At 62.6% G+C, this 26,270-nt stretch carries 17 protein-coding genes, 1 tRNA gene and 1 pseudogene; 15 read left to right on the top strand and 4 right to left on the bottom strand.

Annotation, left to right across the window (positions count from 1 at the left end):
• A partial coding sequence (locus tag ACF8R4_RS07305; protein ID WP_392492010.1) for a hypothetical protein occupies positions 1–333 on the top strand: 333 nt, incomplete at its 5' end.
• On the opposite strand, the gene ACF8R4_RS07300 is transcribed toward ACF8R4_RS07305, so the two are convergent.
• The gene (locus tag ACF8R4_RS07300) at positions 309–791 is read right to left on the bottom strand and encodes a TIGR02444 family protein (RefSeq protein WP_060499461.1); all 483 of its coding nucleotides are present in this window, start codon (positions 789–791) and stop codon (positions 309–311) included. The genes ACF8R4_RS07305 and ACF8R4_RS07300 overlap by 25 nt on opposite strands.
• A gap of 50 nt (positions 792–841) precedes the next feature.
• On the opposite strand from ACF8R4_RS07300, the gene ACF8R4_RS07295 reads away from it, so the two are divergent.
• The 6 genes from ACF8R4_RS07295 (at position 842) to ACF8R4_RS07270 (ending at position 5,689) form a co-directional block, all read left to right on the top strand.
• Complete coding sequence (locus ACF8R4_RS07295; protein WP_164524020.1) at positions 842–2,752, top strand: ATP-binding cassette domain-containing protein; 1,911 nt, start codon at positions 842–844, stop codon at positions 2,750–2,752.
• Entirely contained in the window at positions 2,752–3,339 is a 588-nt protein-coding gene (locus ACF8R4_RS07290) for a mechanosensitive ion channel family protein (protein WP_060499459.1), read from the top strand. The genes ACF8R4_RS07295 and ACF8R4_RS07290 overlap by 1 nt, the downstream gene beginning before the upstream one ends.
• Before the next feature lie 79 nt (positions 3,340–3,418).
• Positions 3,419–4,051, top strand: a complete 633-nt coding sequence (locus ACF8R4_RS07285; RefSeq protein WP_060499458.1) for a LysE family transporter — start codon at positions 3,419–3,421, stop codon at positions 4,049–4,051.
• 168 nt (positions 4,052–4,219) lie between these two features.
• Positions 4,220–4,678 carry an aminoacyl-tRNA deacylase gene (locus tag ACF8R4_RS07280; protein ID WP_060499456.1) on the top strand — a complete coding sequence of 153 codons (459 nt, stop codon included), beginning with the start codon at positions 4,220–4,222 and terminating at the stop codon, positions 4,676–4,678.
• 60 nt (positions 4,679–4,738) lie between these two features.
• Positions 4,739–4,981, top strand: a complete 243-nt coding sequence (locus ACF8R4_RS07275; protein WP_025754993.1) for a DUF2789 domain-containing protein — start codon at positions 4,739–4,741, stop codon at positions 4,979–4,981.
• Between the two features lie 69 nt (positions 4,982–5,050).
• Positions 5,051–5,689 (top strand): hypothetical protein, encoded by a 639-nt coding sequence (locus ACF8R4_RS07270; protein WP_060499454.1) that lies wholly within the window; start codon positions 5,051–5,053, stop codon positions 5,687–5,689.
• Between the two features lie 6 nt (positions 5,690–5,695).
• On the opposite strand, the gene ACF8R4_RS07265 is transcribed toward ACF8R4_RS07270, so the two are convergent.
• The 3 genes from ACF8R4_RS07265 to ACF8R4_RS07255 form a co-directional block, all read right to left on the bottom strand.
• Positions 5,696–6,133, bottom strand: coding sequence for a CBS domain-containing protein (locus ACF8R4_RS07265; protein ID WP_060499452.1), 438 nt, complete (start codon positions 6,131–6,133; stop codon positions 5,696–5,698).
• A gap of 232 nt (positions 6,134–6,365) precedes the next feature.
• On the bottom strand, positions 6,366–8,096 hold the full coding sequence (locus ACF8R4_RS07260; RefSeq protein ID WP_392492007.1) for a dipeptidase: 1,731 nt from the start codon (positions 8,094–8,096) through the stop codon (positions 6,366–6,368).
• Positions 8,097–8,258: 162 nt separating this feature from the next.
• A tRNA-Arg gene (locus ACF8R4_RS07255) sits at positions 8,259–8,335 on the bottom strand.
• A 145-nt stretch (positions 8,336–8,480) separates the two neighbouring features.
• On the opposite strand from ACF8R4_RS07255, the pseudogene ACF8R4_RS07250 reads away from it, so the two are divergent.
• From ACF8R4_RS07250 to ACF8R4_RS07215, 8 genes and pseudogenes are all read left to right on the top strand, one after another.
• A pseudogene (locus tag ACF8R4_RS07250) lies at positions 8,481–9,392 on the top strand (aryl-sulfate sulfotransferase); the annotation flags it as partial.
• Between the two features lie 236 nt (positions 9,393–9,628).
• Positions 9,629–11,071 carry an NADP-dependent succinate-semialdehyde dehydrogenase gene (gene gabD, locus ACF8R4_RS07245; protein ID WP_015268576.1) on the top strand — a complete coding sequence of 481 codons (1,443 nt, stop codon included), beginning with the start codon at positions 9,629–9,631 and terminating at the stop codon, positions 11,069–11,071.
• Positions 11,072–11,253: 182 nt separating this feature from the next.
• Positions 11,254–12,531, top strand: coding sequence for a 4-aminobutyrate--2-oxoglutarate transaminase (gabT, locus tag ACF8R4_RS07240; RefSeq protein ID WP_060499445.1), 1,278 nt, complete (start codon positions 11,254–11,256; stop codon positions 12,529–12,531).
• Between the two features lie 139 nt (positions 12,532–12,670).
• The gene (locus ACF8R4_RS07235; RefSeq protein ID WP_164524032.1) at positions 12,671–13,924 is read left to right on the top strand and encodes a response regulator; all 1,254 of its coding nucleotides are present in this window, start codon (positions 12,671–12,673) and stop codon (positions 13,922–13,924) included.
• A 233-nt stretch (positions 13,925–14,157) separates the two neighbouring features.
• Positions 14,158–15,852, top strand: a complete 1,695-nt coding sequence (locus ACF8R4_RS07230; RefSeq protein ID WP_392492006.1) for a ShlB/FhaC/HecB family hemolysin secretion/activation protein — start codon at positions 14,158–14,160, stop codon at positions 15,850–15,852.
• A 9-nt stretch (positions 15,853–15,861) separates the two neighbouring features.
• Positions 15,862–16,380, top strand: a complete 519-nt coding sequence (locus ACF8R4_RS07225; RefSeq protein ID WP_060499443.1) for a toxin-activating lysine-acyltransferase — start codon at positions 15,862–15,864, stop codon at positions 16,378–16,380.
• A gap of 24 nt (positions 16,381–16,404) precedes the next feature.
• Positions 16,405–25,332, top strand: coding sequence for a hemagglutinin repeat-containing protein (locus tag ACF8R4_RS07220; protein ID WP_392492004.1), 8,928 nt, complete (start codon positions 16,405–16,407; stop codon positions 25,330–25,332).
• The gene (locus tag ACF8R4_RS07215; protein ID WP_392492003.1) at positions 25,332–26,201 is read left to right on the top strand and encodes a PoNe immunity protein domain-containing protein; all 870 of its coding nucleotides are present in this window, start codon (positions 25,332–25,334) and stop codon (positions 26,199–26,201) included. The genes ACF8R4_RS07220 and ACF8R4_RS07215 overlap by 1 nt, the downstream gene beginning before the upstream one ends.
• Positions 26,202–26,270: the final 69 nt, after the last annotated feature.

The following is a 26,270-nucleotide window of genomic DNA, read 5'->3' as shown; positions in this document are numbered from 1 at the left end:
AAAGCGACTGCTGCTGCCAAGCCTGCGGCGAAGCCAGCTGCCAAAGCGACTGCTGCTGCCAAGCCTGCGGCGAAGCCAGCTGCCAAAGCGACTGCTGCTGCCAAACCCGCAGCCAAGCCAGCCGCGAAACCAGCTGCCGCCAAAGCCCCGGCACGCAGGGCAGCCAAGCCAGATGCCGCCAAACCTGTTGCCAGCAAACCAGCCGAAGCCAAACCGGCTGCGCCTGCCGCCAGTACCCCGGCTGCTGCAACCAACTCGGCCACCCCGGCTGCTTCAGTAGCATCGGCGACACCCGCCAGCACCCCGGCTCAGGCGCCGTCTTCGGCGTCCTGAAGCGTAGCCGCTGCGGCGCGCAACTGATCCAGCGCGTCGTGGCGGCGGCCAGGCTCCGGCGCCAGCCGGGCCAGCCAGTCGTCCGTGAGCCCATGCGAGTCCCTGGGCCACTGTCGCGAGCACTCCTGCAAACGCTCAAGCAAGGTCTTTTCGGCCTGCAACTCCAGCCCCTTCACTTGTTCACGTAACGCCGCCAGTTGCGCATCACCCGATGCCGCTGCTCGCCATTGTTGGCGAAGGCCGCGTAACGGGGCGACCACGTCACGCTGCCAGGCCCCGGCTATTTCGGTTAACGCCTGCACGCGCTCATCCAGCACCGCCACGCCTCGCGCTTGCAGCCAGGTTGCGCACAACAGCAGGCAGACATCGCCACCCAGTGCCTGTAGCTCAAGGCAGGCCGCTTCCGCGCCGGGCCTGACATACAGGGCCAGGGCGTGATTCCACAGGTCGGTGTGCATGGTTCCACTCGCGCTATGGGCCGAGGAAGCTGGTAGACTCCGCGACCATCATGATCAGACTATCCAACCTCACTTTACAGCGTGGTCCGCAGCGCTTGCTAGAAGGCGCCGAGATGACGCTGCACGCCGGTCACAAGGCCGGCCTGATCGGTGCCAACGGTGCCGGAAAATCCAGCCTGTTCGCCTTGCTGCGCGGTGAGCTGTCACCCGATGCCGGTGACTGCCAACTGCCCGGTGACTGGCGCATCGCCCACATGCGCCAGGAGGTCGATACCCTCGACCGCCTGGCCGTGGACTATGTGCTCGACGGCGACGTGCGCCTGCGCAAGGTCCAGGCCGAACTGGCCGCCGCCGAGCAGGCCCACGACGGCACTGCCCTGGCGCGCCTGCACAGTGAGCTGGAAAGCGCCGACGGCTATACCGCCGATGCCCGCGCGCGCAAGCTGCTGGCCGGCCTGGGCTTCACCAACGAGCAGATGGATCGCCGCGTCGGTGACTTCTCGGGTGGCTGGCGGATGCGCCTGAACCTGGCTCAGGCGCTGATGTGCCCGTCCGACCTGCTGCTGCTCGACGAGCCCACCAACCACCTCGACCTGGACGCCATCCTGTGGCTGGAAGACTGGCTCAAGGGCTACCCCGGCACGCTGTTACTAATCTCCCACGACCGCGACTTCCTCGACGCTGTGGTCGACCATGTGCTGCACGTCGAGCAGCGTAAGCTGAACCTGTACAAAGGTGGCTACACCGCCTTCGAGCGCACCCGTGCCGAGCGCCTGGCGCAGCAGCAGCAAGCCTACGAGAAGCAGCAGGCGCAGCGCGCGCACATGGAAAAATACATCGCCCGCTTCAAGGCCCAGGCCACCAAGGCTCGCCAGGCGCAAAGCCGGATCAAGGCCCTGGAGCGCATGGAAGAGCTGTCGGCGGCGCATGTGGATTCACCGTTCGACTTCGTCTTCCGCGAATCGCAGAAAATCTCCAGCCCGTTGCTGAGCCTGTCCGAAGGCCGGCTGGGGTATGGCGACAAGGCCATCCTCGACAAGGTCAAGTTGCAGCTCACCCCAGGTGCGCGTATCGGTTTGCTTGGGCCTAACGGCGCGGGCAAGTCGACGCTAATCAAGAACCTTGCGGGTGAACTGGAACCGTTGTCTGGCCGACTGGTACGGGGCGAAAACCTGGCCGTTGGCTACTTCGCCCAGCACCAGCTCGACTCGCTGGACGACAAGGCCAGCCCGCTGCTGCACCTGCAGCGCATCGCGCCCACTGAGCGTGAGCAGACCCTGCGCGACTTCCTGGGCGGTTTCGACTTCCACGGCGCTCGTTGCGACGAGCCGGTCGTGAACTTCTCTGGTGGCGAAAAGGCCCGTCTGGCGCTGGCGCTGATCGCCTGGGAACGGCCAAACCTGCTGCTGCTCGACGAACCGACCAACCACCTCGACCTGGAAATGCGCCTGGCGCTGACCATGGCCTTGCAGGAGTTTGCCGGTGCCGTGGTGGTGGTATCCCACGATCGACATTTGCTCAAGAGCACCACCGACGACTTCCTGCTGGTGGCCGATGGCAAGGTAGACGCCTTCGACGGTGACCTGGACGACTACAGCCGTTGGCTGGTCGAGTACCGCCAGCGCAGCGCGCCGGCCAGTAGCGCCCCGGTCAACCCGGACAAGACCGACAAAAAAGCCCAACGCCAGGCCGCCGCCGCTTTGCGTCAGCAGCTTGCCCCGCACAAGAAGGCCGCCGACAAGCTGGAAACCGAGCTTAACCAGGTGCATGCGCAACTGGCCGAGATCGAGACCGCACTGGGCGAAGGTGGCCTCTACGAGGCCGCGCGCAAGGATGAGCTGCGTGACCTTCTGGCGCGCCAGACCAAGCTCAAACAACGCGAAGGCGAGCTGGAAGAAGCCTGGATGGAAGCGCTGGAAACGCTCGAGGGCATGCAGGCCGAGCTCGAGGCGCTGTCCTGATGGAGGAACTGCGTTCGCTGCTGCCAGGGCAATGGATGGACACCTTCTGGCTGGGCTTGCAGATTCTGTTGATCCTGGTGGCAGCCTTCGTCCTGCAGCGCATCGTCGCCCGCGGGTTGAGCCGCCTGGGTCAGCGTTACCCGCTGCCACCGGAGCTGCTGGTGCCGGTGCGGGGTGGTTTGCGCTGGCTGATCATGGGCAGCGCGCTGTTGTTCGTGCTGGAGCGACTGGGCGTTTCCGCAACGGTGCTGTGGACTGCACTGTCCGGCTTCGTCGCGGTGGCGGCAGTGGCCTTCTTCGCCATGTGGAGCGTGCTGTCCAACCTGTTGTGCGCGGTGCTGATTTTCACGGTGGGGCCGTTTCGCATCGGCGATGTGGTCGAGCTGGTCGACACCCTGGACAAGCCGGGCGTAAAAGGCCGGGTAATCGCCATCAACCTGCTGTTCACCACGCTGATGGAGCTGCCCGAGGCGGGTGGGGCGCTGGTGCAGGTGCCCAATAGCCAGTTCTTCCAGAAGTCGGTGCGGCGCTGGCGTGGGGCTGAAGTGCAGGCGATGCACAAAGATCCGACGGTCGAGGCAGATTAAACCCGAAGAATTTGCTGGTTATTTTTTCACCAACACCTTAGCTTAACGTTTTGCAACATATGTTCGAGCGAGGTGTGTGATGTCAATGGAAGTATGGTTGGGCTTCTTTGCCGCCTGTTGGGTGATCAGCCTTTCACCCGGTGCCGGGGCGATTGCCTCGATGTCCAGCGGCCTGCAATACGGCTTCTGGCGTGGTTACTGGAATGCCCTGGGCCTGCAACTGGGCCTGATCGTACAGATCGCCATCATCGCCGCCGGCGTCGGTGCCATCCTTGCCGCCTCGGCCACCGCTTTCCAGGTCATCAAATGGTTTGGCGTCGCCTACCTCGTCTACCTGGCCTACAAGCAATGGCGTGCCTTGCCGATGGACATGGCCGATGAGTCTGGCGTGCGCCCGATCGGCAAACCGCTGAGCCTGGTTTTCCGCGGTTTCCTGGTCAACGTCAGCAACCCCAAGGCACTGGTGTTCATGCTGGCGGTGCTGCCGCAGTTCCTTAACCCGCATGCGCCGTTGCTGCCACAATATGTGGCGATCACCGTGACCATGATCAGTGTGGACATGTTGGTGATGGCGGGCTACACCGGATTGGCTTCGCGGGTGTTGCGTCTGCTGCGTACGCCCAAACAGCAGAAACGCCTGAACCGTACCTTTGCCGGGTTGTTCATTGGTGCGGCCACCTTCCTGGCCACGTTGCGACGCGCACCTCTCTGATAGCCAGCTGGGGCCTTGTAGAGGCCCCCATCTCTATTTCTGCTCGTCAGCGTCAGCCTTGCGCGATCACCTGTCGTCACCTCGTTTGCCTCTATTGCACAAGTTTAGCCCTGCCTGCCGCTGCCAGGCCTAAAATTGGAGATTGGGGGGCGAAACCGGAGGTGCATCATGCGTATGGCTAAAACCCTGCAGGTACGCCTGGACAAGGCCAACTGCGATTACGACGTCATTCCCCATCCCCATTCGGCCACCAGCCTGGAGTCGGCCCGGACGGCCGGCGTGCCTGCCGAGCGGGTCGCTAAGTCGGTGATGCTCGATGACCGTCATGGCAACTACATCATGGCCGTGCTACCGGCCAACCGGCACCTGGACATGACCAAGGTGCGCATGTCCGGGGCCTGGCAACTCACCCGGGAAAGCGGCTTGCCTAGCCTGTTCAGTGACTGCGAGCGCGGCGCCGTGCCGGCCCTTGGTGATGCCTACCAGATAAAAATGCTGCTTGATTCGAGCCTTACACGTCAGGGTGATGTCTATCTCGAGGCGGGTGATCACGATCACCTGATTCACATGAGCATGGAGCAATACCTGAAGCTGGTGCCGAGCGCCGAAGTGCGTGAACTCAGCTGATGCTCTCAACCCTTGCCGGGCCGACCTCGTCGAGGACCGGCCTGGCGACAAGGAGGAACCATGGACAATCCGATTCATCCTTTCTCTGAAATTTTCAAACAGTTGGGGCTTCCTGATGATCCGGTCGAAATCGATCGCTTCATTACCACCCATTCGCCTTTGGACGAAGATGTGAAGCTGGTTGACGCACCCTTTTGGAACGATGCCCAGCGCGCCTTTCTCAAGGAAAGTTACACCGCCGACGCCGACTGGATTCCCATGATCGATCAACTGAATGAGGCGCTGCATCCGCAGAAAAAATAAAGCGCCGAGCGGCACCTGACGAGTGATTGGCCGTTGCTATGCTCAGGAAAACAATAAGGGGATAGCGCGATGAAAGATCCCTACGCACCAGGCTTCTGGTGCTCCGTGACGATCCTGGGCACCCTGACGGCCAGTTACTTCTACGGCATCAGGCAGACGCAGCAGATGAACCAGGCAGTGCATTTCCTGTATGCAGCTGCCGCAGTCACTGTGGCGTTTGCGCTGGTGGCGCTGACCTGGATTGCCTGGCAGCAGTTGCACCTGAACAAGCGGGAAGTGATTCAGGGGCGAACGTTGCTGACCATCTGGAACACCAAAGTGGCGCTACGCCGCGTCGAAACAGTATTCGACCGCTACTTCTGGGGCAGTTACTGGCATTCGGGGCGTACGTTCGAAGAGGTCATGGGCGAGCTCAAGGGCACGCCACTGGAGCAGAGCCTGGATGCGCTGAAGCGCCAGTGCCGGGTGCTCGATCGTGAAGTCCATGACCATCATCACCACTGGCTGGCCAATGCCCGCGACCTGTCGAGCGTGGCCCAAGCCATGGCCCGCGAACGCTACCAGCTTGACCTGGGCGAACCTACGCACAGCGGCCACGGCAATACGGCAGTACTGAACCGTGACCTGGAAGTGCTGGTGTATACCTGGTCGGCGCGTCTGCGCAGCTTCGACCATCAGTTGGACGAGCTGGAGCGCGCCTACCATTGAGAGGCGTCATTCACCGCGAATGTACTGCTCCAGTTGCAGGATCAGGCTGGCCTGTTCGGCGATGGTTTCCTTGACCAGGTCACCGATCGACAGCAGGCCCAGCAACTCGCCATTGCTGACCACCGGCAGGTGGCGCAGGTGGCGGTTGGTCATCAGGTTCATGCAGTACTCAAGGTTCTGTTTCGGTTCCACGGTAACCACCGGAGCGCTCATGATTTCGCGCACAGGGGTGGCGGCGGACGAGCGGCCCTTCAGCACCAGTTTGCGTGCATAGTCCCGTTCACTGACGATGCCCACCACCTGGCTGCCCTCGACCACGGGCAGCGCACCGACGTTTTTCTCCGCCAGCATTTTCAGGGCGTCGAGCACCGAGTCATCCGGGCCGATGGTGTACACGGTCTGGTGCTGGGACTTGGTCTTGAGGATTTGTTCGACGGTCTTCATACGGGCCTCTGGGGGTGAAAAAAGCGCTGTCTCGGAGTAACTAAAGCATCCGGCACGGCGCTCTGCACGGCAATGCAGGAAACGGCATGGAGTCGATTGAAAAACGTCATGAGCGATTGCCTGTTCCGGCCTCTTCGCGGCTGAAGCCGCTCCCACAGGAACTACACCGCCTTCGAAATCTGGGCGATCCCTGTGGGAGCGGGTTTACCCGCGAAGAGGCCAGTACAGCCAATCAAAGCTTCGGCATCTGCCCTAGCCGCGCCACCATCTCGCTCACGATCTGCAGGTCCAGCATGAACTGCTCCACCGTCTTGAACTCGTTGTCGTTGTGCCCGGTGTACTTCACATCCGGCATGGCCAGGCCGAACTGCACGCCGTTGGGCAGGTCATGCACCGAAGTTGCGCCGGCCGAGGTGCCAAACTCATGCTTCATGCCCAGGTTCTCGGTGGCCACCGCGAGCAGGGCCTTGACCCATTCGCCCTCGGGGTTGCGGTACATCGGCTCGTCCAGGCTGTAGTCGAAGGCTACCGAGGTGTGGCTTTGGTGGGTCCACTTGCCCAGTTTGTCAGCCAGTTCGTCCTTGATCGTGGCGATCGGCTTGCCCTTCGGAATACGCAGGTTCACCGCCAGTTTCAGGCTTTTGTCATCCACCCCGACAAACGTCAGCGAGGCAGTCAGCGGGCCCATGAATGCGTCCTTGAACGCCACGCCGAGTTTGTTGCCCAGGTAGTCCAGGCCCCAGTTGTCGGCGGCGTAGCGGGCGGCGTCGGTGAAGTGGTTGTGCTTGAGCGGAACCTGCTTGCCCACGCCGTTGATGAAGTCGAGCATGCGGGCAACCGGGTTCACCCCGGACTCCGGCTCCGAAGAGTGGGCGGAAACACCGGTCACCGTGAGCAGCACGTTCTTGCCCTCAGCTTTGGCGTCGATGCTGAAGTCGCCGCCATGCTGCTTCACGTACTTGGCACCGGCTTGCTGCAACTGTTTGGCCAACTGCGTCGGGTTGTCTGAAACCAGGGTCGCTACCGAGGTGGTCGGGATCTGGTTGGTGGCCAGGCCGCCAGTCAGGTTGACGATTTCTGCGCCCTTGCCAGTGCCCGCCCGCTTGCTGAAGCTGGCCATGACCGTGCCGTAGCCTTTCTCGGCGATCACCACCGGGTAGCCGCCGTCGAGGGCCAGGTTGTAGTCGGGCGTGGGGTTGCGCTCGAAGTAGTAGGGGATGGCGTCACCGCTGGTTTCTTCGGTGGTGTCGATCAGCAGTTTGAACTGCCGGGCCAGCGGCAGGTTTTCGTCCTTGGCCACTTTCAGCGCGTACATCGCCACCACGATGCCGTTTTTGTCGTCTTCGGTACCACGGCCGTACATGCGGTCGCCAACCAGGGTGACCTTGAACGGGTCCAGGCGTGTGCCGTCGGCCAGCTTCCAGTTGTCCGAGTTGACCGGCACCACATCGGCATGGGCATGGATGCCGATTACTTCCTTGCCGCTGCCGAGCGAAATCTCGTACACGCGGTTGTCGATGTTGCGGAAGGCCAGGCCAAAGCTGTCGGCCAGGGCCTTGATCTTGTCGGCAATCTTGAGGAACTCGGGGTTCTGGTACTGCGGCGTACCCTCCACATTGAAGGTGGGGATGGCCACCAGCTCGCGCAGGGTTTCGGTGGCGGCCTTGCCATACTTGATGCGGGTATACAGGCCAAGCAGGCGGTTGATCTCGTCTTGCTGCTCGGCGGCCAGTGGCTTGCCGGCCAGGTAGGCGTCGAGGGTAGCTTCAAGGTTGTCGGCCTTGGCCAGGTCACTGCCTTTGAGCTTGCCGAGGAACTGCTTGAAATCGCTTGGGTTGCTGCCGTCGAAGGTTTTGACGATGGCAGCGGACTGCTGCTGTGTGAGGTTGGCTTGGGCCGGCTGGGTGAACAGGCCGATGCTGGCCAGCAGCAGGGTGGTGGCGGTGAGTTTTTTCAGGTGCATGGTTGCGTGCATTCCTTCGCCAATCATTGTTGTGGGTTACCCGTTCAAAAAACGGGAAGACGCCCACGCTAACACCAATGACCTATGGCACGGGAGTGCCAGAAACGCGACATTTCGCACAAACGAAAAAGCCCCGGGCTCAGGCCCAGGGCTTTTTTGATATGGCGCACTCGGCGGGATTCGAACCCACGACCCCTGCCTTCGGAGGGCAGTACTCTATCCAGCTGAGCTACGAGTGCAACGCGCACGCATGATACCCATCTGAATCGGTGGCGTCCATCGCCTTGATCTGTAGCTGTTTTTACCTGCCAAGTCACTCCGGCAGGGTGTTCAACCCGCTCAGAGCGCGATCAGTTCTGGCCTTAGCCTTCCAAGCGCCTTTAGCTGTTCAACCACTTGCAAGGTGACATCCCGGGTGGCCGTGCCTTCAAATGGAATGCACTGGGCGGTGCGGCGGAATGGGATCAGGTGGGCAACAACTGGATCGCCGACAGCAACGGCGATGTGCGCTGGTACCTGGACATCGAGCAGATCCACGACTCCAACCGCCGCGATGGCAAGCTGATCTGGGGCCAGGGCCAGACCTATTCCAAGTACGACTTGCTGGGGCGGCGTATCTGGCAGCGCACGCTGCCCGACAAGTTCGCCGACTTCTCCCATGAAATTCGCGAGACTACCAATGGCACTTATCTGCTAAGGGTGGGTACCAGCGACTATCGCCGCCCGGACGGTAAGCGCGTACGTTCGATCCGCGACCACATCATCGAGGTTAACGAGGCCGGGGATGTGCTGGACTTCTGGGACCTCAACCAGATCCTTGATCCGTATCGAGGCGACTTGCTGGAAACCTTGGGCAAGGCCGCCATTCAATTGCCGGAAGGTATGCAGAAGCAACACGAGCGGCTGGCAAATGAACTGGCCGAAGGTGATTTGCCCTTTGGCGACACCCCCGGCGTGGGCACCGGGCGCAACTGGGCGCACGTCAATGCCATCGACTACGACGCCGATGACGACAGCATCATCGTTTCAGCACGGCACCAGGGCGTGGCGAAGATCGGTCGCGACAAGCAGGTGAAATGGATACTGGCCTCGCCCCAAGGCTGGCCGGAGACTGATACCCAGTTCATCTACTCGGCTTCGGTAAACTTCCTGACGCCGGAGAAGTTGACCACTACCGTGCTCAACGAGGTGCGGCGTGGGACCCAGGAGGTGCTGGTGGAGCTGAAAGTGCATAGCCGACAGCCGGGCAGTGTCGGCTACCGGGCACTGGTGATCGACCTGGCCAAGGCGTTCTGATACATCCCTGCCGGGAGGGCCGTCGGTCCTCCCTTCACATTTCTTTCAGCTCGTTCGTCTACCCTGTACCGGCCATTTGACGGGCAATTTCGGATAGGGTGTTCAACCATTCGTTCTTTTTTTCGAACAGCCTATTGTCCAACACCCCAGCAGCCGCTTAGCATTCGTTTGAGATTTCAAACGCTCGATGCCCTGCCTTGGGCGCTTTTCAACAATCAACAATTCGGGAAGCCGACATGCAGCTCAAAGACGCTCAGTTGTTCCGCCAGCAAGCCTATATCAATGGTGAGTGGCTGGATGCGGACAACGGCCAGACCATCAAGGTGACCAACCCGGCCACCGGTGAAGTCATCGGTACCGTGCCGAAGATGGGCACCGCGGAAACCCGCCGCGCCATCGAAGCCGCCGACAAGGCCCTGCCGGCCTGGCGTGCCCTGACCGCCAAGGAGCGTTCGGCCAAGCTGCGTCGCTGGTTCGAACTGATGATCGAGAACCAGGACGACCTGGCTCGCCTGATGACCACCGAGCAAGGCAAGCCACTGGCCGAAGCCAAGGGCGAAATCGCCTACGCCGCCTCGTTCATCGAGTGGTTCGCCGAAGAAGCCAAGCGCGTCTACGGTGACACCATCCCTGGCCACCAGCCAGACAAGCGTCTGATCGTCATCAAGCAGCCAATCGGCGTTACCGCGGCCATCACCCCGTGGAACTTCCCGGCCGCCATGATCACCCGTAAAGCCGGCCCGGCCCTGGCCGCTGGCTGCACCATGGTGCTCAAGCCTGCTTCGCAAACCCCATACTCCGCCCTGGCCCTGGTCGAGCTGGCCCACCGTGCCGGTATCCCGGCTGGCGTGCTGAGCGTGGTTACCGGCAGCGCTGGCGAAGTTGGCGGCGAGCTGACTGGCAACTCCCTGGTACGCAAGCTGTCCTTCACCGGCTCGACCGAAATCGGTCGCCAGCTGATGGAAGAATGCGCCAAGGACATCAAGAAGGTTTCCCTGGAGCTGGGTGGCAACGCCCCGTTCATCGTGTTCGACGACGCCGATCTGGACAAGGCGGTCGAGGGCGCGATCATCTCCAAGTACCGTAACAACGGCCAGACCTGCGTCTGCGCCAACCGTATCTACGTGCAGGACGGCGTCTACGACGCGTTCGCCCAGAAGCTGGCCGCCGCTGTTGCCAAGCTGAAGATCGGTAACGGCCTGGAAGAAGGCACCACCACTGGCCCGCTGATCGACGGTAAAGCTGTCGCCAAGGTTCAGGAACACATCGAAGATGCCGTTGGCAAAGGCGCCAAGGTGCTGTCCGGTGGCAAGATCATCGAAGGCAACTTCTTCGAGCCGACCATCCTGGTCGACGTACCGAAGACCGCTGCCGTCGCCAAGGAAGAGACCTTCGGCCCACTGGCGCCGCTGTTCCGCTTCAAAGACGAAGCCGAAGTCATCGCCATGTCCAACGACACCGAGTTCGGCCTGGCTTCATACTTCTACGCCCGCGACATGAGCCGTGTGTTCCGTGTTGCCGAAGCCCTGGAATACGGCATGGTGGGTATCAACACCGGCCTGATCTCCAACGAAGTGGCACCGTTCGGTGGCATCAAGGCTTCGGGCCTGGGCCGCGAAGGTTCCAAGTACGGTATCGAGGACTACCTCGAAATCAAATACCTGTGCATCAGCGTCTGATAGCACGGTAAAGGCTTTACCTCTGCCAGCGGGGCGCGAGAGCGACGTCTCGCTGGCCTTTTTTACATCGCATTACCTGGTGGCCAGGGCGTTTGCGGCAGTCGATCAACGAATACTGTTCGCGAGCACTCCCAGCCACCCCCGAATAAAAGCGCCATTCCTGTCGGCGCAATGAGGGCATTATGAGCAAGACCAACGAATCCTTGATGCAACGTCGTGTAGCTGCCGTCCCACGTGGCGTCGGCCAAATCCACCCGATCTTCGTCGACACCGCGAAGAACTCGACCGTGATCGACGTTGAAGGCCGCGAACTGATCGACTTCGCCGGCGGCATCGCAGTACTGAACACCGGCCACCTGCACCCGAAAGTGGTTGCAGCTGTGCAAGATCAGCTGACCAAAGTCAGCCACACCTGCTTCCAGGTGCTGGCCTACGAACCCTACGTAGAGCTGTGCGAAAAGATCAACAAGCTGGTACCAGGCGACTTCGACAAGAAGACCCTGCTGGTCACCACCGGCTCCGAAGCCGTTGAAAACGCCGTAAAAATCGCCCGTGCCGCCACTGGCCGAGCTGGCGTGATCGCTTTCACCGGCGGCTACCACGGCCGTACCATGATGACCCTGGGCCTGACCGGCAAGGTCGTGCCGTACTCCGCTGGCATGGGCCTGATGCCAGGCGGCATCTTCCGCGCCCTGTTCCCGAGCGAGCTGCACGGTATCAGCGTTGACGACGCCATCGCCTCTGTCGAGCGCATCTTCAAGAACGACGCCGAGCCACGCGACATCGCCGCGATCATCCTCGAGCCAGTACAAGGCGAAGGCGGCTTCCTGCCAGCGCCGAAAGAGCTGATGAAGCGCCTGCGCGAGCTGTGCGACAAGCACGGTATCCTGCTGATCGCCGACGAAGTACAGACCGGCGCTGGCCGTACCGGTACCTTCTTCGCCATGGAACAGATGGGCGTTGCGCCTGACCTGACCACCTTCGCCAAATCCATCGCTGGCGGCTTCCCGCTGGCCGGTGTGTGCGGCAAGGCCGAGTACATGGACGCCATCGCGCCAGGCGGGCTGGGCGGCACCTACGCCGGTTCGCCGATCGCTTGCGCCGCGGCCCTGGCCGTGATCGAAGTGTTCGAAGAAGAAAAACTGCTGGACCGCAGCAAGGCTGTGGGTGAGCGCCTGACCACTGGCCTGCGCGAAATCCAGAAGAAGTTCCCGATCATCGGCGACGTCCGTGGTCTGGGCTCGATGATTGCTGTCGAAGTCTTCGAGAAAGGCACTCACACCCCGAACGCTGCTGCTGTTGGCCAGGTGGTCGCCAAGGCACGCGAGAAGGGTCTGATCCTGCTGTCCTGCGGCACCTACGGCAACGTCCTGCGTATCCTGGTACCGCTGACTGCTGAAGACGCCCTGCTGGACAAAGGCCTGGCCATCATCGAAGAGTGCTTCGCTGAACTCGCTTGATGTGACACGCTTCAGAAAAAAACCCGCCTCGGCGGGTTTTTTTTGTGCCCAGAAAAGCCATGGGGCGCTATCGTTAGCGGAGGATTTGCTTTGGAAGCTGCGACGGACTGTGTGTGAGGCTAATCAGGAGCTGTTGGCGATGAGCGCTGCAAACCCCACCGCACCAAGCGTACTGATTGTCGAGGGCGATCCCTGGGTACGTGACATGCTCAGCGAAATGCTGCTCAGCGTACGCTGTGATGCCCGGTTGCATGTATGCGCCGACGGTTCGCAGGCACTCAACCTGTTGGCCAACAAACCTGACCTGATCATCGCCGCCCGCGAGCTGGCCGGTGTCGACGGCCTGGACCTGTTGCGCAAGGTCCGCGCCAAAGGGCCGGAGTTGCCGTTCATCCTCATGAGCAACCGCAGCGACAGCGCCAGCGTGCGCGAAACATTGCCGCTGCACCCTACCGCCTACCTGAGCAAGCCGCTGAACCTGGACAACCTGCGCAAGCGCCTGGAAGAGCTGCTGGTGGCGGTTGGCGAGGAAATCGCCTGCCCGGCCCCTGCCTTGCAGCCCGGTGCCAGCCTGCCGGCCTACCTTGAGCAACGCCGCGCTACTGCCGATGGTGGGCCGTTGCTGGCGGATGTGGAGGTAGCGATCAAGCGCGCGCTCAACCCTCAGGGCCTGAACCTGAAGGTGCTGGAAGAGGAAGTGCGTAACGACCCTCAGGTTACCGCTGTGTTGATTGCCGCCGCCAACAGCGCCGCGCTGCACCGTGACGCCCCGGTACAAACGTTGCTGCAGGCCTTGAACAAGCTTGGCAGTACCCAGAGCATGAACCTGATCCTGGGCATGACCCTCAAGCGCAGCGCACGCCTCAGCGACCCGTTGCTGGCGGAACATGCCGCCCGTTACTGGGACCTGTCGCTGCACACTGCCGAATATGGCCGTACCTTGGCGCGCATGCTCGAACTGGACGAAGGGCGTTGTTATTGCGCGGGTTTGCTGCATTGCCTGGGCGACCTGGCGGTGTTGCGTTGCCTGCAGGAGTGGCGCCTGGCCGGCGGCGAACTGGACGAGGACAAGGTGCAGCTGTCGCTTGTCGAATTTGGTGCGGCGTTCGGCTCGGCGCTACGTACCCGCTGGCGTTTGCCGTTGGCGCTGCGGGAGTTGATCGCGGCCATTTACCAGCTTGGCGGTGGCGTCTATTCGCGGGAGATTCTGGCCATGAACCTGGCTGGGCAGTTGTCGCGGCTGCCGGCCGAGCAAGGGATAGAGAAGGTAGCCAGCGGCAAGACGGCGCGGTTACTCAAGCTGGGTTTGCCGGAGTTGAGCCGCCTGCGCAAGGTGGAAAACCCCGAAGCGAAACCCGTGCAGTTGGCCGAGCCAACCGAGCCGACCGCTTAAGCGTGTGCATGCGCTGTGCGCCCCAGGGTGGTCGCGCAGCGCCCTGAACCCGCTACCACGCCGCTGCTTCATGTTGTGTTAGCTGCGACAAAACACGACTTTTCGTGTGGGAATTGCTTCACAAAAAGCTATTTTTCACCAATTTTCTTCCCATCTGCTGCAACTTTTCCTGCTCTCGCCCGTCACATCGCCCGATAAACGCTTCCGTACTTATCGGTCCACAAGGATGTGATATGCCTACCATCGCCCTCCGCCTGCTCCTGCTGGCCGGCTGCCTGAGCGCAGCGCAAAGCAGCCTTGCTGCTACAGCCGACGATCCTCTGTTGCGCCAACAGCAGCGCGAACGGGCATTGCGTGAGCAGCTTGAAGCCCAGCCGGATGTGCGCCTGGAAGCGCCCACCACCGCGCACGGAATACTGCCCGCCCGGGAAACCCCGTGCTTCAGGATCAACGACATTCGCCTGATCGGCGACGCCGCCGAGCAGTTCCAGTGGGCCCTGGCGGCGGCCAACCCCAACGGTGACCCCGCGCTGGGGCGCTGCCTGGGGTCGGGCGCTATCAATCTCACGATGAAGCGCATGCAGAATGCGATTATCCAAAAGGGTTACGTCACCACCCGGGTATTGGCCGAAGCACAAGACCTGAGCAGCGGCATCCTGGTACTGACCCTGCTGCCAGGGCGTATTGGTGATATCCGTTTCGCCGAAGGTACAAGCCGGCGCGCCAATCTGTGGAACGCCATGCCGGCCCAGCCCGGCGACCTGTTGAACCTGCGTGATATCGAGCAAGCGCTGGAGAACTTCAAGCGCGTGCCCACCGCAGAAGCCGATATCCGCATCGCCCCTGCCAGCGGCAGCAACGCCAAACCCGGCGAGAGCGATGTGATCATTGCATGGCGCCAGCGTTTCCCGGCACGCCTGAGCCTGTCGGTGGACAACGGCGGTAGCAAGACAACCGGCAAATACCAGGGCGCCGTAGCGCTGTCGCTGGACAACCCGTTGAGCTTCAACGACCTGTTCTACGCCAGTTTCAACCATGACCTGGGCGGTGGCGAGTCCGGCGACAAAGGCTCCAAGGGCCATACGCTGCATTACTCGGTGCCCTTTGGTTACTGGCAGTTGGCGGTGACCAGCAGTGAGTACGACTACCACCAGAATGTGGCCGGGGTTAACCAGAACTTCCAGTACCGCGGCGAGAGCCGCAACAACGAACTGCGCCTGTCGCGCCTCGTATACCGCGATGCCGTGCGCAAGACCACGCTGTGGAGCAGCCTGTGGACGCGCTCGTCCGACAATTTCATCGATGACACGCAGATCCAGCGACAGCACCGACGCATGGCTGGCTGGCAGGCAGGCTTCAACCACCGCGAGTTTATCGGGCCGGCCACCCTCGACCTGGGGGCCAGTTATCGCCGTGGCACCGGTGCCCATGGTTCGCTGGAGGCCCCTGAAGAGGCGATTGGGGACGGCTCGTCGCGCTCGAAAATCATCCTGGCCGATGCCCAGTGGCAAGTGCCGTTCAGCGCCTATGACCAGCGTTGGCGTTATCTGGGTGCGTGGCGCGCACAGTGGAACCGCACCGAACTGGTTCCCCAGGATCGCTTCAGCATCGGTGGGCGCTACAGCGTGCGCGGCTTCGATGGTGAAAACATCCTGGCCGCCGACCGCGGCTGGACTTTGAGCAACGAACTGGGCTTGGCCCTGGGCAGCAGCGGCCAGGAGCTCTACACCGGTATCGATTACGGCGAGGTGGGCGGCAATTCCGCCGACTACCTGGTTGGCCGGCGCCTGGCCGGCGCTGTGGTGGGAGTACGCGGCGGGTACCGCAACCTGTCCTACGACTGGTCGTGGGGCACGCCGCTGAAAAAGCCGGACGGTTTCGAAACCGCCCACTTCACCAGTGCCTTTACCGTCGCGTTGTCTTTCTGAGGGCCCAGCATGCGATTCGACACCTTTGAAATCACAGCCCCTGGCGTGTTCGACGAGCCCTGGAACGAGGCCACGGCGCTGGGCAGCGCCACCTGGTTGTGGATGCATTCCCAGGCGCACCGTGACGTGCCGCTGCACACCCTGTCGAGCCTGCTGCTGCCGGCCCTGAAGCACCGCCAGTTCGTGCTGGGCAGCGAGGGTGGCAAGCCGGTGTTCTACCTGTCGTGGCTAAGCCTGGACGAGGCCGCCGAGCGCCGTTACCTGACACGTTCGCCCATCGAGATGGACGACGCTGACTGGTGCAGCGGCCAGCGGCTGTGGGTGAACGACTGGGTTGCACCGTTTGGTCACACCGAGGTACTGAGCCGGCTGTTGTTAAGCCGCGTGTTCCCCAACAGCTGTGCCCGTGCGCTCTACCACAAGGGCGAACAGCGTGGCCTGAAGATCAAGACATTTCATGGCATCGGCGTGATCCCCGAACAGGCCCGAGCCTGGTTTGCCGCCCACCCCGTCGTCACCGCTGCCTGACCTGCAAGCGCAAAGGGAGTTGCAATGAACAAGCACCTTTACCGGATCGTTTTCAACAAGGCGCGCGGCCTGCTCATGGTGGTGGCCGAAAATGTCAGCGCGCAGGGCAAGGCGCCGGGCAACACGCAGGCGCCAGGGCACGGTGCCGGGCAGTGCATCGCAACCTTGGGCCGCTTGCGCTTTGCCGTCATGGGCGCCCTGGGCCTGGTAAGCCTGAGTGCTGCGCCGGCCTGGGCTGCGGGCATTGTTGCCGATCCATCGGCTCCGGCCGGCCAGCGGCCGATGGTGATGGAAAGCGCCAACGGCACACCTTTGGTCAACATCCAGGCGCCCAGTGCAGCCGGTGTTTCGCACAACACCTACAACCAGTTCGATGTGGATGGCCGAGGTGCCATCCTCAATAACGCCGGGAGCAACAGCCAGACACAATTGGGCGGTTGGGTCGAAGGTAACCCGTACCTGGGCAATGGCAGCGCGCGCGTCATCCTCAACGAAGTCAACGCCAGCAACCCCAGCCAGTTGCGCGGTTATGTCGAAGTGGCCGGCAAGCGCGCCGAGGTGGTAATCGCCAACCCGGCCGGTATCACCTGCGACGGTTGCGGCTTCATCAACGCTGACCGCTCTACGCTGACCACCGGGCGTGTCCAACTGGAAAATGGCCAGATCACCGGCTACCGCGTTGAGGGCGGTACCTTGAGCATCACTGGCAAGGGCCTGGATGCCCGTGACAGCGACTACACCGACCTGATTGCACGCACCGTCGAGGTTAACGCCGGGGTGTGGGCCAGCGATCTGAAAGTCACAGCCGGGCGCAACCAGGTGAATGCAGCTAACACCCAGGCTACTGCGCTTGCAGACGACGGCAGCTCCAAGCCGGAAGTGGCAATTGATGTGGCAGCACTGGGTGGCATGTACGCCGGCAGGATCAAGCTGGTGGGCACCGAGGCCGGTGTAGGCGTGCGCAACGCCGGGCAAATCGGCGCCATGGCCGGTGACGTGGTGGTCAGCGCCGATGGTAAGCTGGTCAACCAGGGCGCGATCAGCAGTGCCAGTGCGTTGCAGGTAGCGGCTGCGGCTGTTGAAAACAGTGGCAGTGCGTATGCCAAAGGCTCGCTGGAGGTGACCAGCGCCGGTAGCGTGACAAACAGTGGCGTGCTGGCTGGCCAAGGCGATGTGAATATCCAGGCCGCCACGCTCAGCAACAGCAAGGCGTCCTTGCTGGCGGCTGGCGTCGATAGCGCGGGCAAGTCCAGTGGCAATGCCCGCCTGCAAGCCCGTGCAGAACAGATCGCGGCCCATGGCCAGGTTCATGCCAGCGGCACGCTCGACCTGCAAGGCAAAAACATCGACCTGCACGGTAGCCAGACCCAGGCCGGCGACATGCGGCTCAATGCAACTCAAGGTGACCTGGACCTGGCCGACAGCCAGATCAACAGTGCAGGCACGCTCAATGCCAGCGCCAGTGGCACCTTGCGCAGCGACAGTGCCAAGGTCAACGTGGGTAACCTGCAACTGACGGCCAGGCACATTGCCAACGTCGGTGGCGAGTTGGTGCAGACAGGTCAGGGCGTTTCCAGCCTCCAGGCCGCAGGCACGCTGGACAACCACGGCGGGCGCATCGCCAGCAATGGTCAGGACCTCACCCTGCAAGCCAGCCGCCTGAACAACCAGCAAGGCAAGGTTGAACACGCTGGCAGCGGGCAATTGAAGGTGCGTGCCGATCAGCTCGACGGCAAGGCGGGCACCTTGGCCAGTAACGGCACCTTGCAGCTGACGGCCCAGGACGCCGTGCTCGCCGAGGGGCAGACCCAGGCCCGCAAGCTGGTGCTCGACACGCGTACCCTCGACACCCGCGATGGCACGGTCATCGCCACGCAGGGCGGTACCCTCGAAGTGCGCAGTGCCCAGCACCTGGACAACCGCGGTGGCACGCTTGCCGCCGGTGGCGCGGCCAGTTTCAACGTGGGTGAGTTGCTCAACGACGACGGCACCCTCAACGCTGGCGGCGCCTTGAACATCCAGGCCCAGCGCCTGAGCAACCTGGCCGGCACCGTGGCGGCCACCCAGGCCATGCAAGTGATGGCCGGCCAGCTGGACAACAGCGGCGGGGTACTCGGCTCGGTGAATGCCGGCTTGCAGCTCACGTTGGATAACAGGCTGCTCAACCTGGGCGGGCGTCTGGAAGCGACGGGGGACATTCAGCTGAGTGCAGCGGGTGTGGATAACCGTCAAGGTGTGGTCAGTGGTCGAAACCTGTTGCTCGACAGTCGCGGTCAAAGTGTCGATAACAGCGGTGGCACCCTCGCTGCTGCTGCCACGCTCGACTTGCGCAGTGGCGAGTTGCTCAATGCCGCAGGCCTGATCCAGGCCGGTGGCCGCCTGCTGGTCGACACCGGCGACAAGGCGTTGCGCAATAGCGATTCCGGCACCACCCAGGGCATCGTCGGCCAGGGTGAAGTGCAACTGCACAGCGCACAGTTGATCAACGACCAAGGTTTCATCGCCGGCAAGGGCGACCTATTGCTGGCTGCCGAAACCTTGGTGAACCACGGCCAGATCATCGGTGAAAGCACGGTGCGTCTGACCGGCGCCCAACTGGATAACCAGAGGGGCGAAGTCCAGGCACGCGGTGCGCTGACCCTCGAACAGGCCAGCACGGTCGACAACCGCAACGGCCTGTTGCGCAGCGCCGGGCAGCTCACCTTGACCACGGCGCAGCTGGACAACAGCACGAGTGGGGGCCTGGACCATGGCATTGAAGGCCAGTCGCTGCTGCTGCGCGCCGACAGCCTGGACAACCGTTCGGGCGCACTGCGCGCCGACAGCGACATCGACCTGGGCCTGAGCAATGGCCTGAACAACGATGCAGGCCTGGTTTCGGCAGGCGGCAAGCTGTTGCTGGCCGACCGTGACAGCAACGGCACGCGCCTGCGCATCGACAATGGCAGCGGTACCCTGCTGGCCGGCAGCCTGCTGTCGATGAATGCCGCCTACTTCAGCGGCAGCGGCCAGGCCTTGAGCCTGGGCGACCTTATCCTGCGCCAGCAGGGCGACCTGACCACCCGCGGGCGCCTGCAGGCCAATGGCACGCTGGACATCGCCATTGGCGGCAGCCTGAGCAACAGCGGCCAGCTGTTGGCCGGCAAAACCCTCGCGCTCAGCAGCCAGGCGCTGGATAACCAGGCCAGCGGCGAGCTGTCTGCCACTGCAGTGAATGTGCGCGTCGGTGGCCAACTGACCAACCGGGGCCTGTTCGACGGCCAGCACGTACGGCTTCAGGCCCCTACCCTCGACAACCTTGGCACCGGGCGCATTTACGGCGACCAGTTGGCCATCTCTGCCAACGCGTTGAACAACCGTGACGAGCAGGGGCGTGCGGCGGTGATCGCTGCCCGCGAGCAACTGGACATCGGCGCCCAGTCCATCGACAACCGCGAAGACGCGCTGTTGTTCAGCGCCGGCGATCTGGCCATTGGTGGTGCACTCGATGCCGACGATCATGCCACCGGCAGTGCCGCAGCGTTGCGCAATGCCAGTGCCACTGTCGAGTCGCTGGGTGACCTGCGCCTGGCAGTGGCCGCATTGCGCAACACCAACGAACATTTCAGTACCGCCCAGGTGCAGGTCAGCAGCGAGCAATTGCGCGAGTATCAGATCAGCGGCTCGCCGAACCGCTACAGGCCGGACGAGGTCAGCGTCTACAACGACGAAGTCGACCACCTGCGCACACCGACGGGTACCCGCGACAATTTCAATCGGTACGACTACACCCGTACGGTGACCGAAACCCGTATTTTGACCTCGGCGCCAGGGCAGATCCTGGCCGGTGGTAACCTGACCTTCAGCGGCGATTCGGTTTACAACGACAAGAGCCGCATCCTCGCGGGAGGCCTGTTGCAGGCCGGGGCAGCCACGGTGACCAACACCGAGGTGGATGGCCAGCACGTAACCACGGACGCCGGTACCGCCACCAATTTCTACCGTATCCAGCGCAAGGGGCGTGATCGCCAAGGCACCAGCGTCACCGCCTATCGCCCGGCACCGTTGATCCAGGACATCGAGCTCACCCCCACCGAGTATGGCGAGCACGCCACCATCAGTGGCAGCGGCACCCAGATCAACGGGCGCGAGCAACAAGCGGTGGGCCAGCAGGTCGCGGCAGTCGGGCAAGTGGACGCCCAGGTCAGCGAGCAGCACCAGGTGGGCGCCGTGGTAGAGGTGAAACTCGAGGACGGCCAGGGCGTGGCCAACCTGGTGCGCAGCGGCGCGCCGAGCCTGGCGCTGCCGAGCAACAGCCTGTTCCAGACCAACCCTGCAGGCACCCAGGGTTACCTGATCGAGTCGGACCCGCGCTTCACCAGCTACCGTCAGTGGCTGTCGTCGGACTACATGCTCGACCGCCTGCAGGTCGACCCGGCCACCACCCAGCTGCGCCTGGGCGATGGCTTCTACGAACAGAAGCTGATCCGCGAACAGATTGCCCAGCTCACCGGGCGCCGCTTCCTCGACGGTTATGCCAGCGACGAAACCCAGTACCGGGCGCTGATCGATAATGCAGTAACCTTGGCCAACGACTGGAACCTGGTGCCGGGCGTGGCCCTGACTGCCGGGCAAATGGCCCAACTGACCAGCGATATCGTCTGGTTGGTGCAGCGCTCGGTAACCCTGGCCAACGGCGAGACACGCCAGGTGCTGGTGCCGCAGGTGTATGTGCGGGTACGTGAAGGCGACCTTACTGGCAATGGTGCCCTGATCGCCGGCCAGCAACTCAAGCTCGACCTCAGTGGCGACCTGCTCAACAGCGGCAGCCTGGGTGGGCGCAGCGTGATGGCGCTGACCGCGCAGAACATCGACAACCTCGGTGGGCGCATCCAGGCCAACAACGTGTCGTTGCAGACCCGCGACCACCTCAATAACCTCGGCGGCCTGATCGGTGCCACCGACAGCCTGGCCATCGAAGCCGGGCAGGATATCAATGTGCGTTCGCTGACCCGCGACAGCAGCAGCGAACAAGGCAGCCGCACCAACGTGTCGCGGGTCGCCGGGTTGTTTGTCAGCGGCGCCGAGGGCACGATGCGGGTGTCGGCCGGCAACGACCTGAACCTGGCTGCAGCACAGGTGGTCAACACCGGCGCAGGGGGCGTCACCCAGCTTGAAGCCGGGCGTGACGTCAACCTGACCACGCTTGGCGAAAGCCACCAGCAGTCGCTGGTGTGGAACTCCAGCAACTGGCGCAACGAGGCCAGCCGTGGTGAGGCGGGCAGTACGGTGCAGGCAACCGGCGACCTGCGGGTCCAGGCTGGGCAGGATATCGCGGCCCGCGGCGCTACCTTGAGCAGCGAGCAGGGCATGGTGCTGGCCGACGCCGGGCGCGACCTGACACTGGCCGCATCCGAGCAGTACCAGTTCGCCGATGAGGCCCACAAGTTCAAGGGTAGTAACGGGCTGTTCTCCAGCAAGACCACCACCCTGCGTGACACTGTGAGCCAGAGCCAGGCCAGCGGCAGCACGCTCAGTGCCGAGCAGGCTTACCTGCAGGCGGGCCGCGACATCAATGTGCGCGGCAGCGATGTGGTATCCACCAGCCAGACCGTGCTGGCGGCTGACCGCGATATCAATATCGAAGCCGCCAGCGAAAGCAGCAGCGAGCGCCATGACAAGGCCACCAAGAAAAGTGGCCTGTTCAGTGGTGGCGGTATCGCGGTCACGCTGGGCACCCAGGAACAGAGCGTCAAGGACCTCACCACCCGTGAGACCGCGCGTGCCAGCACCGTTGGCAGCACGGAGGGTGACATTCTGATCGACGCCGGCCGCCAGTACCGGCAGGTGGGCAGCGATGTGATGGCGCCCAAGGGCGATATCGACGTGCTGGCCCAGCAGATTGCAATCACCGAAGCCCGTGAAACCACCGACCGCACCCGTGAAACACGCTTCAAGCAGACCGGTTTCACCCTGACCATCACCAACCCGGTCATCAGTGCCATCCAGACCAGCCAGCAGATGCACGACGCCTCGAAGAAAACCGAGGATGGCCGCATGCAGGCGCTGGCGGCGGCGACCACGGCACTGGCGGTGAACAATGCCGCGACCGCCGTCGCGCAAGACCCGGGCATGGCCGGTGGCATCAACATCAGCCTGTCGCTGGGTACCAAACAGCAGCAGAGCACCACGGTGCAGCACAGCGATGCTGCTGCGGGCTCGACCATCGTCGCTGGCAACGACGTACGCCTGCACGCCAGCGGGGCGGGTAGCGACAGCGATATCACCGTGCAGGGCAGCGACATTCGTGCCGGCCGCGACGCCTCTCTGGTGGCCGATGGCGATATCAACCTGCTTGCCGCACGCAACACCAGCCAGCAGGACAGCGACAGCAAAGGCAGCAGTGCCAGCGTAGGCATAGGCTTTTCGCTGGGTGGCAGCCGCAACGGCTTTACCCTCGACCTTGGGGTAAGCGGCAACCGTGGCGAAGCCGACGGTGACACCCTGACCCACACCAACAGCCATGTGCAGGCCGGTAACACGGCCACTTTGATTTCCGGTGGCGACACCAACCTGCGCGGCGCGGTGATCAGCGGCCAGCAGGTGATCGCCGATGTGGGCGGTGACCTGAACATCGAAAGCCTGCAAGACACCGACGCCTTCAAGGTTGACGAGAGCAGCATGGGCTTTGGCCTCAGCCTGTGCATCCCGCCGTTCTGCGCGGGCGTCAGCTCGGTGTCGGTGGACGGCGCCAGCGCCAACTTTGGCGGCACCAACATGGACTCGGACTACGCCAGCGTCACCGAGCAGTCCGGCTTCAAGGCCGGTGATGGCGGCTTCGATGTGCGTGTGGGCGGCAACACCGACTTGGTCGGCGCAGTCATTGCCAGCAGCGACAAGGCCGTGCAAGACGGCAACAACCGCCTGGTTACCGCCAGCCTGACCAGCAGCGACATCCGCAACAAGGCCGAATACGACGCCAGCACATTCAATATCGGAGGCGGCTGGAAGGCTGCGGGTAAAGACCAGGAAGGCCAGGTACAGACGGGCGGCAAGGTCAGCCCCGGCACCGAACTGCCAACCAACGAAGATGAACTGGGCGCCAGCCTGCCCATCGCGATCAGCGCCAGCGACAGTGCCAGCAGCGTGACCCGCAGCGGCATCAGCGGTGGCTCGATCCTGATCACCGACGAGGCCGCCCAGCGCGAGCGCACTGGCAAGGGCGCTGAACAGACGGTTGCCGAGCTGAACCGCGATGTGTCCAGCGATCGCGACAGCAGCAACGCGCTCAAGCCGATTTTCGATGAAGAGCAGATTCGTGCCGGGTTCGAGATCGTCAATGCCTTTGCCAACGAGGCCGGCACCCTGCTGGCGAACAAGGCCAAGGAAGTTGACGACAAACGCAAAGCCGCCGACGAGGCCGACGCCAAGGCGCGCTCCAGCACCGATGATGAGGTCGCGCAGGCCCTGCGTAACGAAGCCCAGAGGCTGCGCGGCCAGGCCGATGGCATTGCTGGCAACTGGGGCTCCGGTGGCACCTACCGGCAGATCACCACCGCCCTGGTGGCGGCTGCCAGCGGCAATATCAGCGCCGGCAACGGCGCCTTCCTGCAGAGCATGGTGGTCAACTACGTACAGCAGCAAGGCGCTGGCTATATCGGTGACCTGGTGGCCAACGGCACTTTGGTCGAAGGCTCGCCCCTGCATGCGGCCTTGCACGGCATCGTTGCCTGCGCCGGCGCGGCGGCCAGCAGCCAGAGCTGTGGCAGCGGCGCGGCTGGCGCGGCAGCGTCGAGCTTGCTGACCGGGTTGTTCTCCGAAGCCAGCCCGACCGAAAGCGAACGCCAACGTGAAGCCAAACGCAACCTGATCGTCAGCCTGGTCACCGGCCTTGCGGCCACCACCGGTCTGGATGCCGCGACTGCGACGGGTGCGGCTTCGGGGGCGGTGGATAACAACTGGCTGGCGACACAGCAGCTGGTGCAGGCGAAGAAAGAAGTTGATGAGGCGGACGGTTTGTTGGCCAAGATGCAGGTCGCGGCCAAGTGGGGCTTCATCAGCAAGAAGCAGGACTTGTTGACCCAGACGGGCATTGGCGTTGGCTTGGTCGAGGCTGGTTTCAGCGATATCCAGGGGATAGCGCAGTTGCTCGCCCACCCTATCGATAGCCTCAATGGCATGAAGGCCTTGGTCACCGATCGCGCAGCCCGTGAGGCATTCGGTGATCAGGTGGTCAATGAACTGAGCGACAAGATCGACCGCATGAAACTGGCCCTTGAGCAGGGCGGGGACGACCAGGCCTTGCAGCTCGGACGTGACCTGGGTGAGCTGGTCTGGCAGGTGGGCAGCATCGCTACGGGGGCGGGTGGTATCGCCAAGGGCGGCGTGAAGTTGGCCACGGTCGGCATCAAGCTGAGCACCAGTAGCCTGGAAAGCATGGCGGGTATGGGGCGTTTCGAAAAGCTCTTGGCCAAAGGGGGGCAATTCAACCCCAACGGCACGCCGATCATGGACTTCCGAGCGTTGAGCAATGCACAGAAAAGTATCGTTGGCGACCTGATGGGCGGCGAGCGCATTCAGCAGATCGTGCCCGGCGCGCAAAAAATTGGTCGGGCGCCTGACATCGGCCAGACAGGCATCGATGACTTGTACAAAGTCAACAAGCCTGATGTGGACTATCTGATTGTTGAGTACAAGTTTGGCTCTTCAACGCTCAAGCAGACCAAGGATGGTATGCAGATGAGCGATAGTTGGTTGACAGGGGCGAACACTAACTACAATCGCGTTCTGGAGTCGGTAAGCGGTGATGCGCGCGAAGCGAGAAATATCCGGCAAGCGCTGGCTGCCGGGCGCGTTGAGAAGTGGTTGGTTCATACCGACCCGTTTGGCAATGTGACCGTCGGGGTGTTGGACAAGGCGGGCAAGTACGTGGCCGACCCGACGGCTACCTCCAAGTTACTGGGGATCAAGTGATGAAAATGCGTGCACCTCTTGGCGATCCTGCCTACTGGGCGGAGTGGGTCGCTTTCGGTGAGGAATCCATCGCCCTTGGCTGGGAAACAGCCAGCAAACCTTTCGGCGACCCATCCTATGCACCGCAATATCTGTTCGAATTGGCGCAGGATCATTGGCATCAGATGTTGCGTCGCTATTCGGCGGGTCTGCCTACCCCGTCGCTGGCAAGCTACTTTCCTGGGCTGCTCGATGCCTGGGAGCGCTCTCAGGCATTAGGTGCGCAGCAGTGGACCGAAGATCAGGTATTCACCCGTAATGCTTGGCGAGTTAACTATGACCATTACATTACCTGCTTCTGGGTGGTGGCGTTGGCGCTGGTATTGGAAATTCCCGACGAGCAGTGGCAGCGGTTGATCCGATTGGTGGGCAACGAAGGTGAAGATAGCCTGCTGGATCGCGTAATAGCGACCCGTTCGCCACAGCGGTGTATTGGCGGCGAGTTGCTTTACCCTAAACCATACGGGCGGTTGCAAGCTGCGATCGATGCCGAGCGCCCCCAGCAAGCCAGTCTGCTGCGTGATTTTGTTGACCATTGGTATCTTGAGCTCGGCAATGGTGCGCGGTCTGGCAAGTACAAACAGGCTGCAGCGTTCAAGCACCCCTACTGGTACCGCTATGGCGATGAGAACTTCGCTGGCGGTGCGTATTTTGGTCGCTGGTGCGTCGAGGCCGCGGCGGCGGTCAAGGTGTTTGGACTGGATGATCAGCTTTGTCTCGGCCATGAGCATTATCCACAGGCGCTTTTGCATGAGCAGGCAGATTTGCCATCACCACCAGTAACCGAGCGCGAAAAACGTGGGTTCTGGGCCAGATTGCTAGGCAAGTGACTGGAACCCCTGATTACTTGAGATTAGGCAGGCGCCTGGATTGCCTTCACTTGTCATCAGGCACCCGTT

This window comes from Pseudomonas sp. FYR_2 (genome assembly GCF_043106425.1).
In the GTDB taxonomy this organism is placed as follows: domain Bacteria; phylum Pseudomonadota; class Gammaproteobacteria; order Pseudomonadales; family Pseudomonadaceae; genus Aquipseudomonas; species Aquipseudomonas monteilii.
The sequence above is the reverse complement of the archived record's forward strand: the minus strand, read 5'-3'. Positions and strand labels throughout refer to the sequence as shown.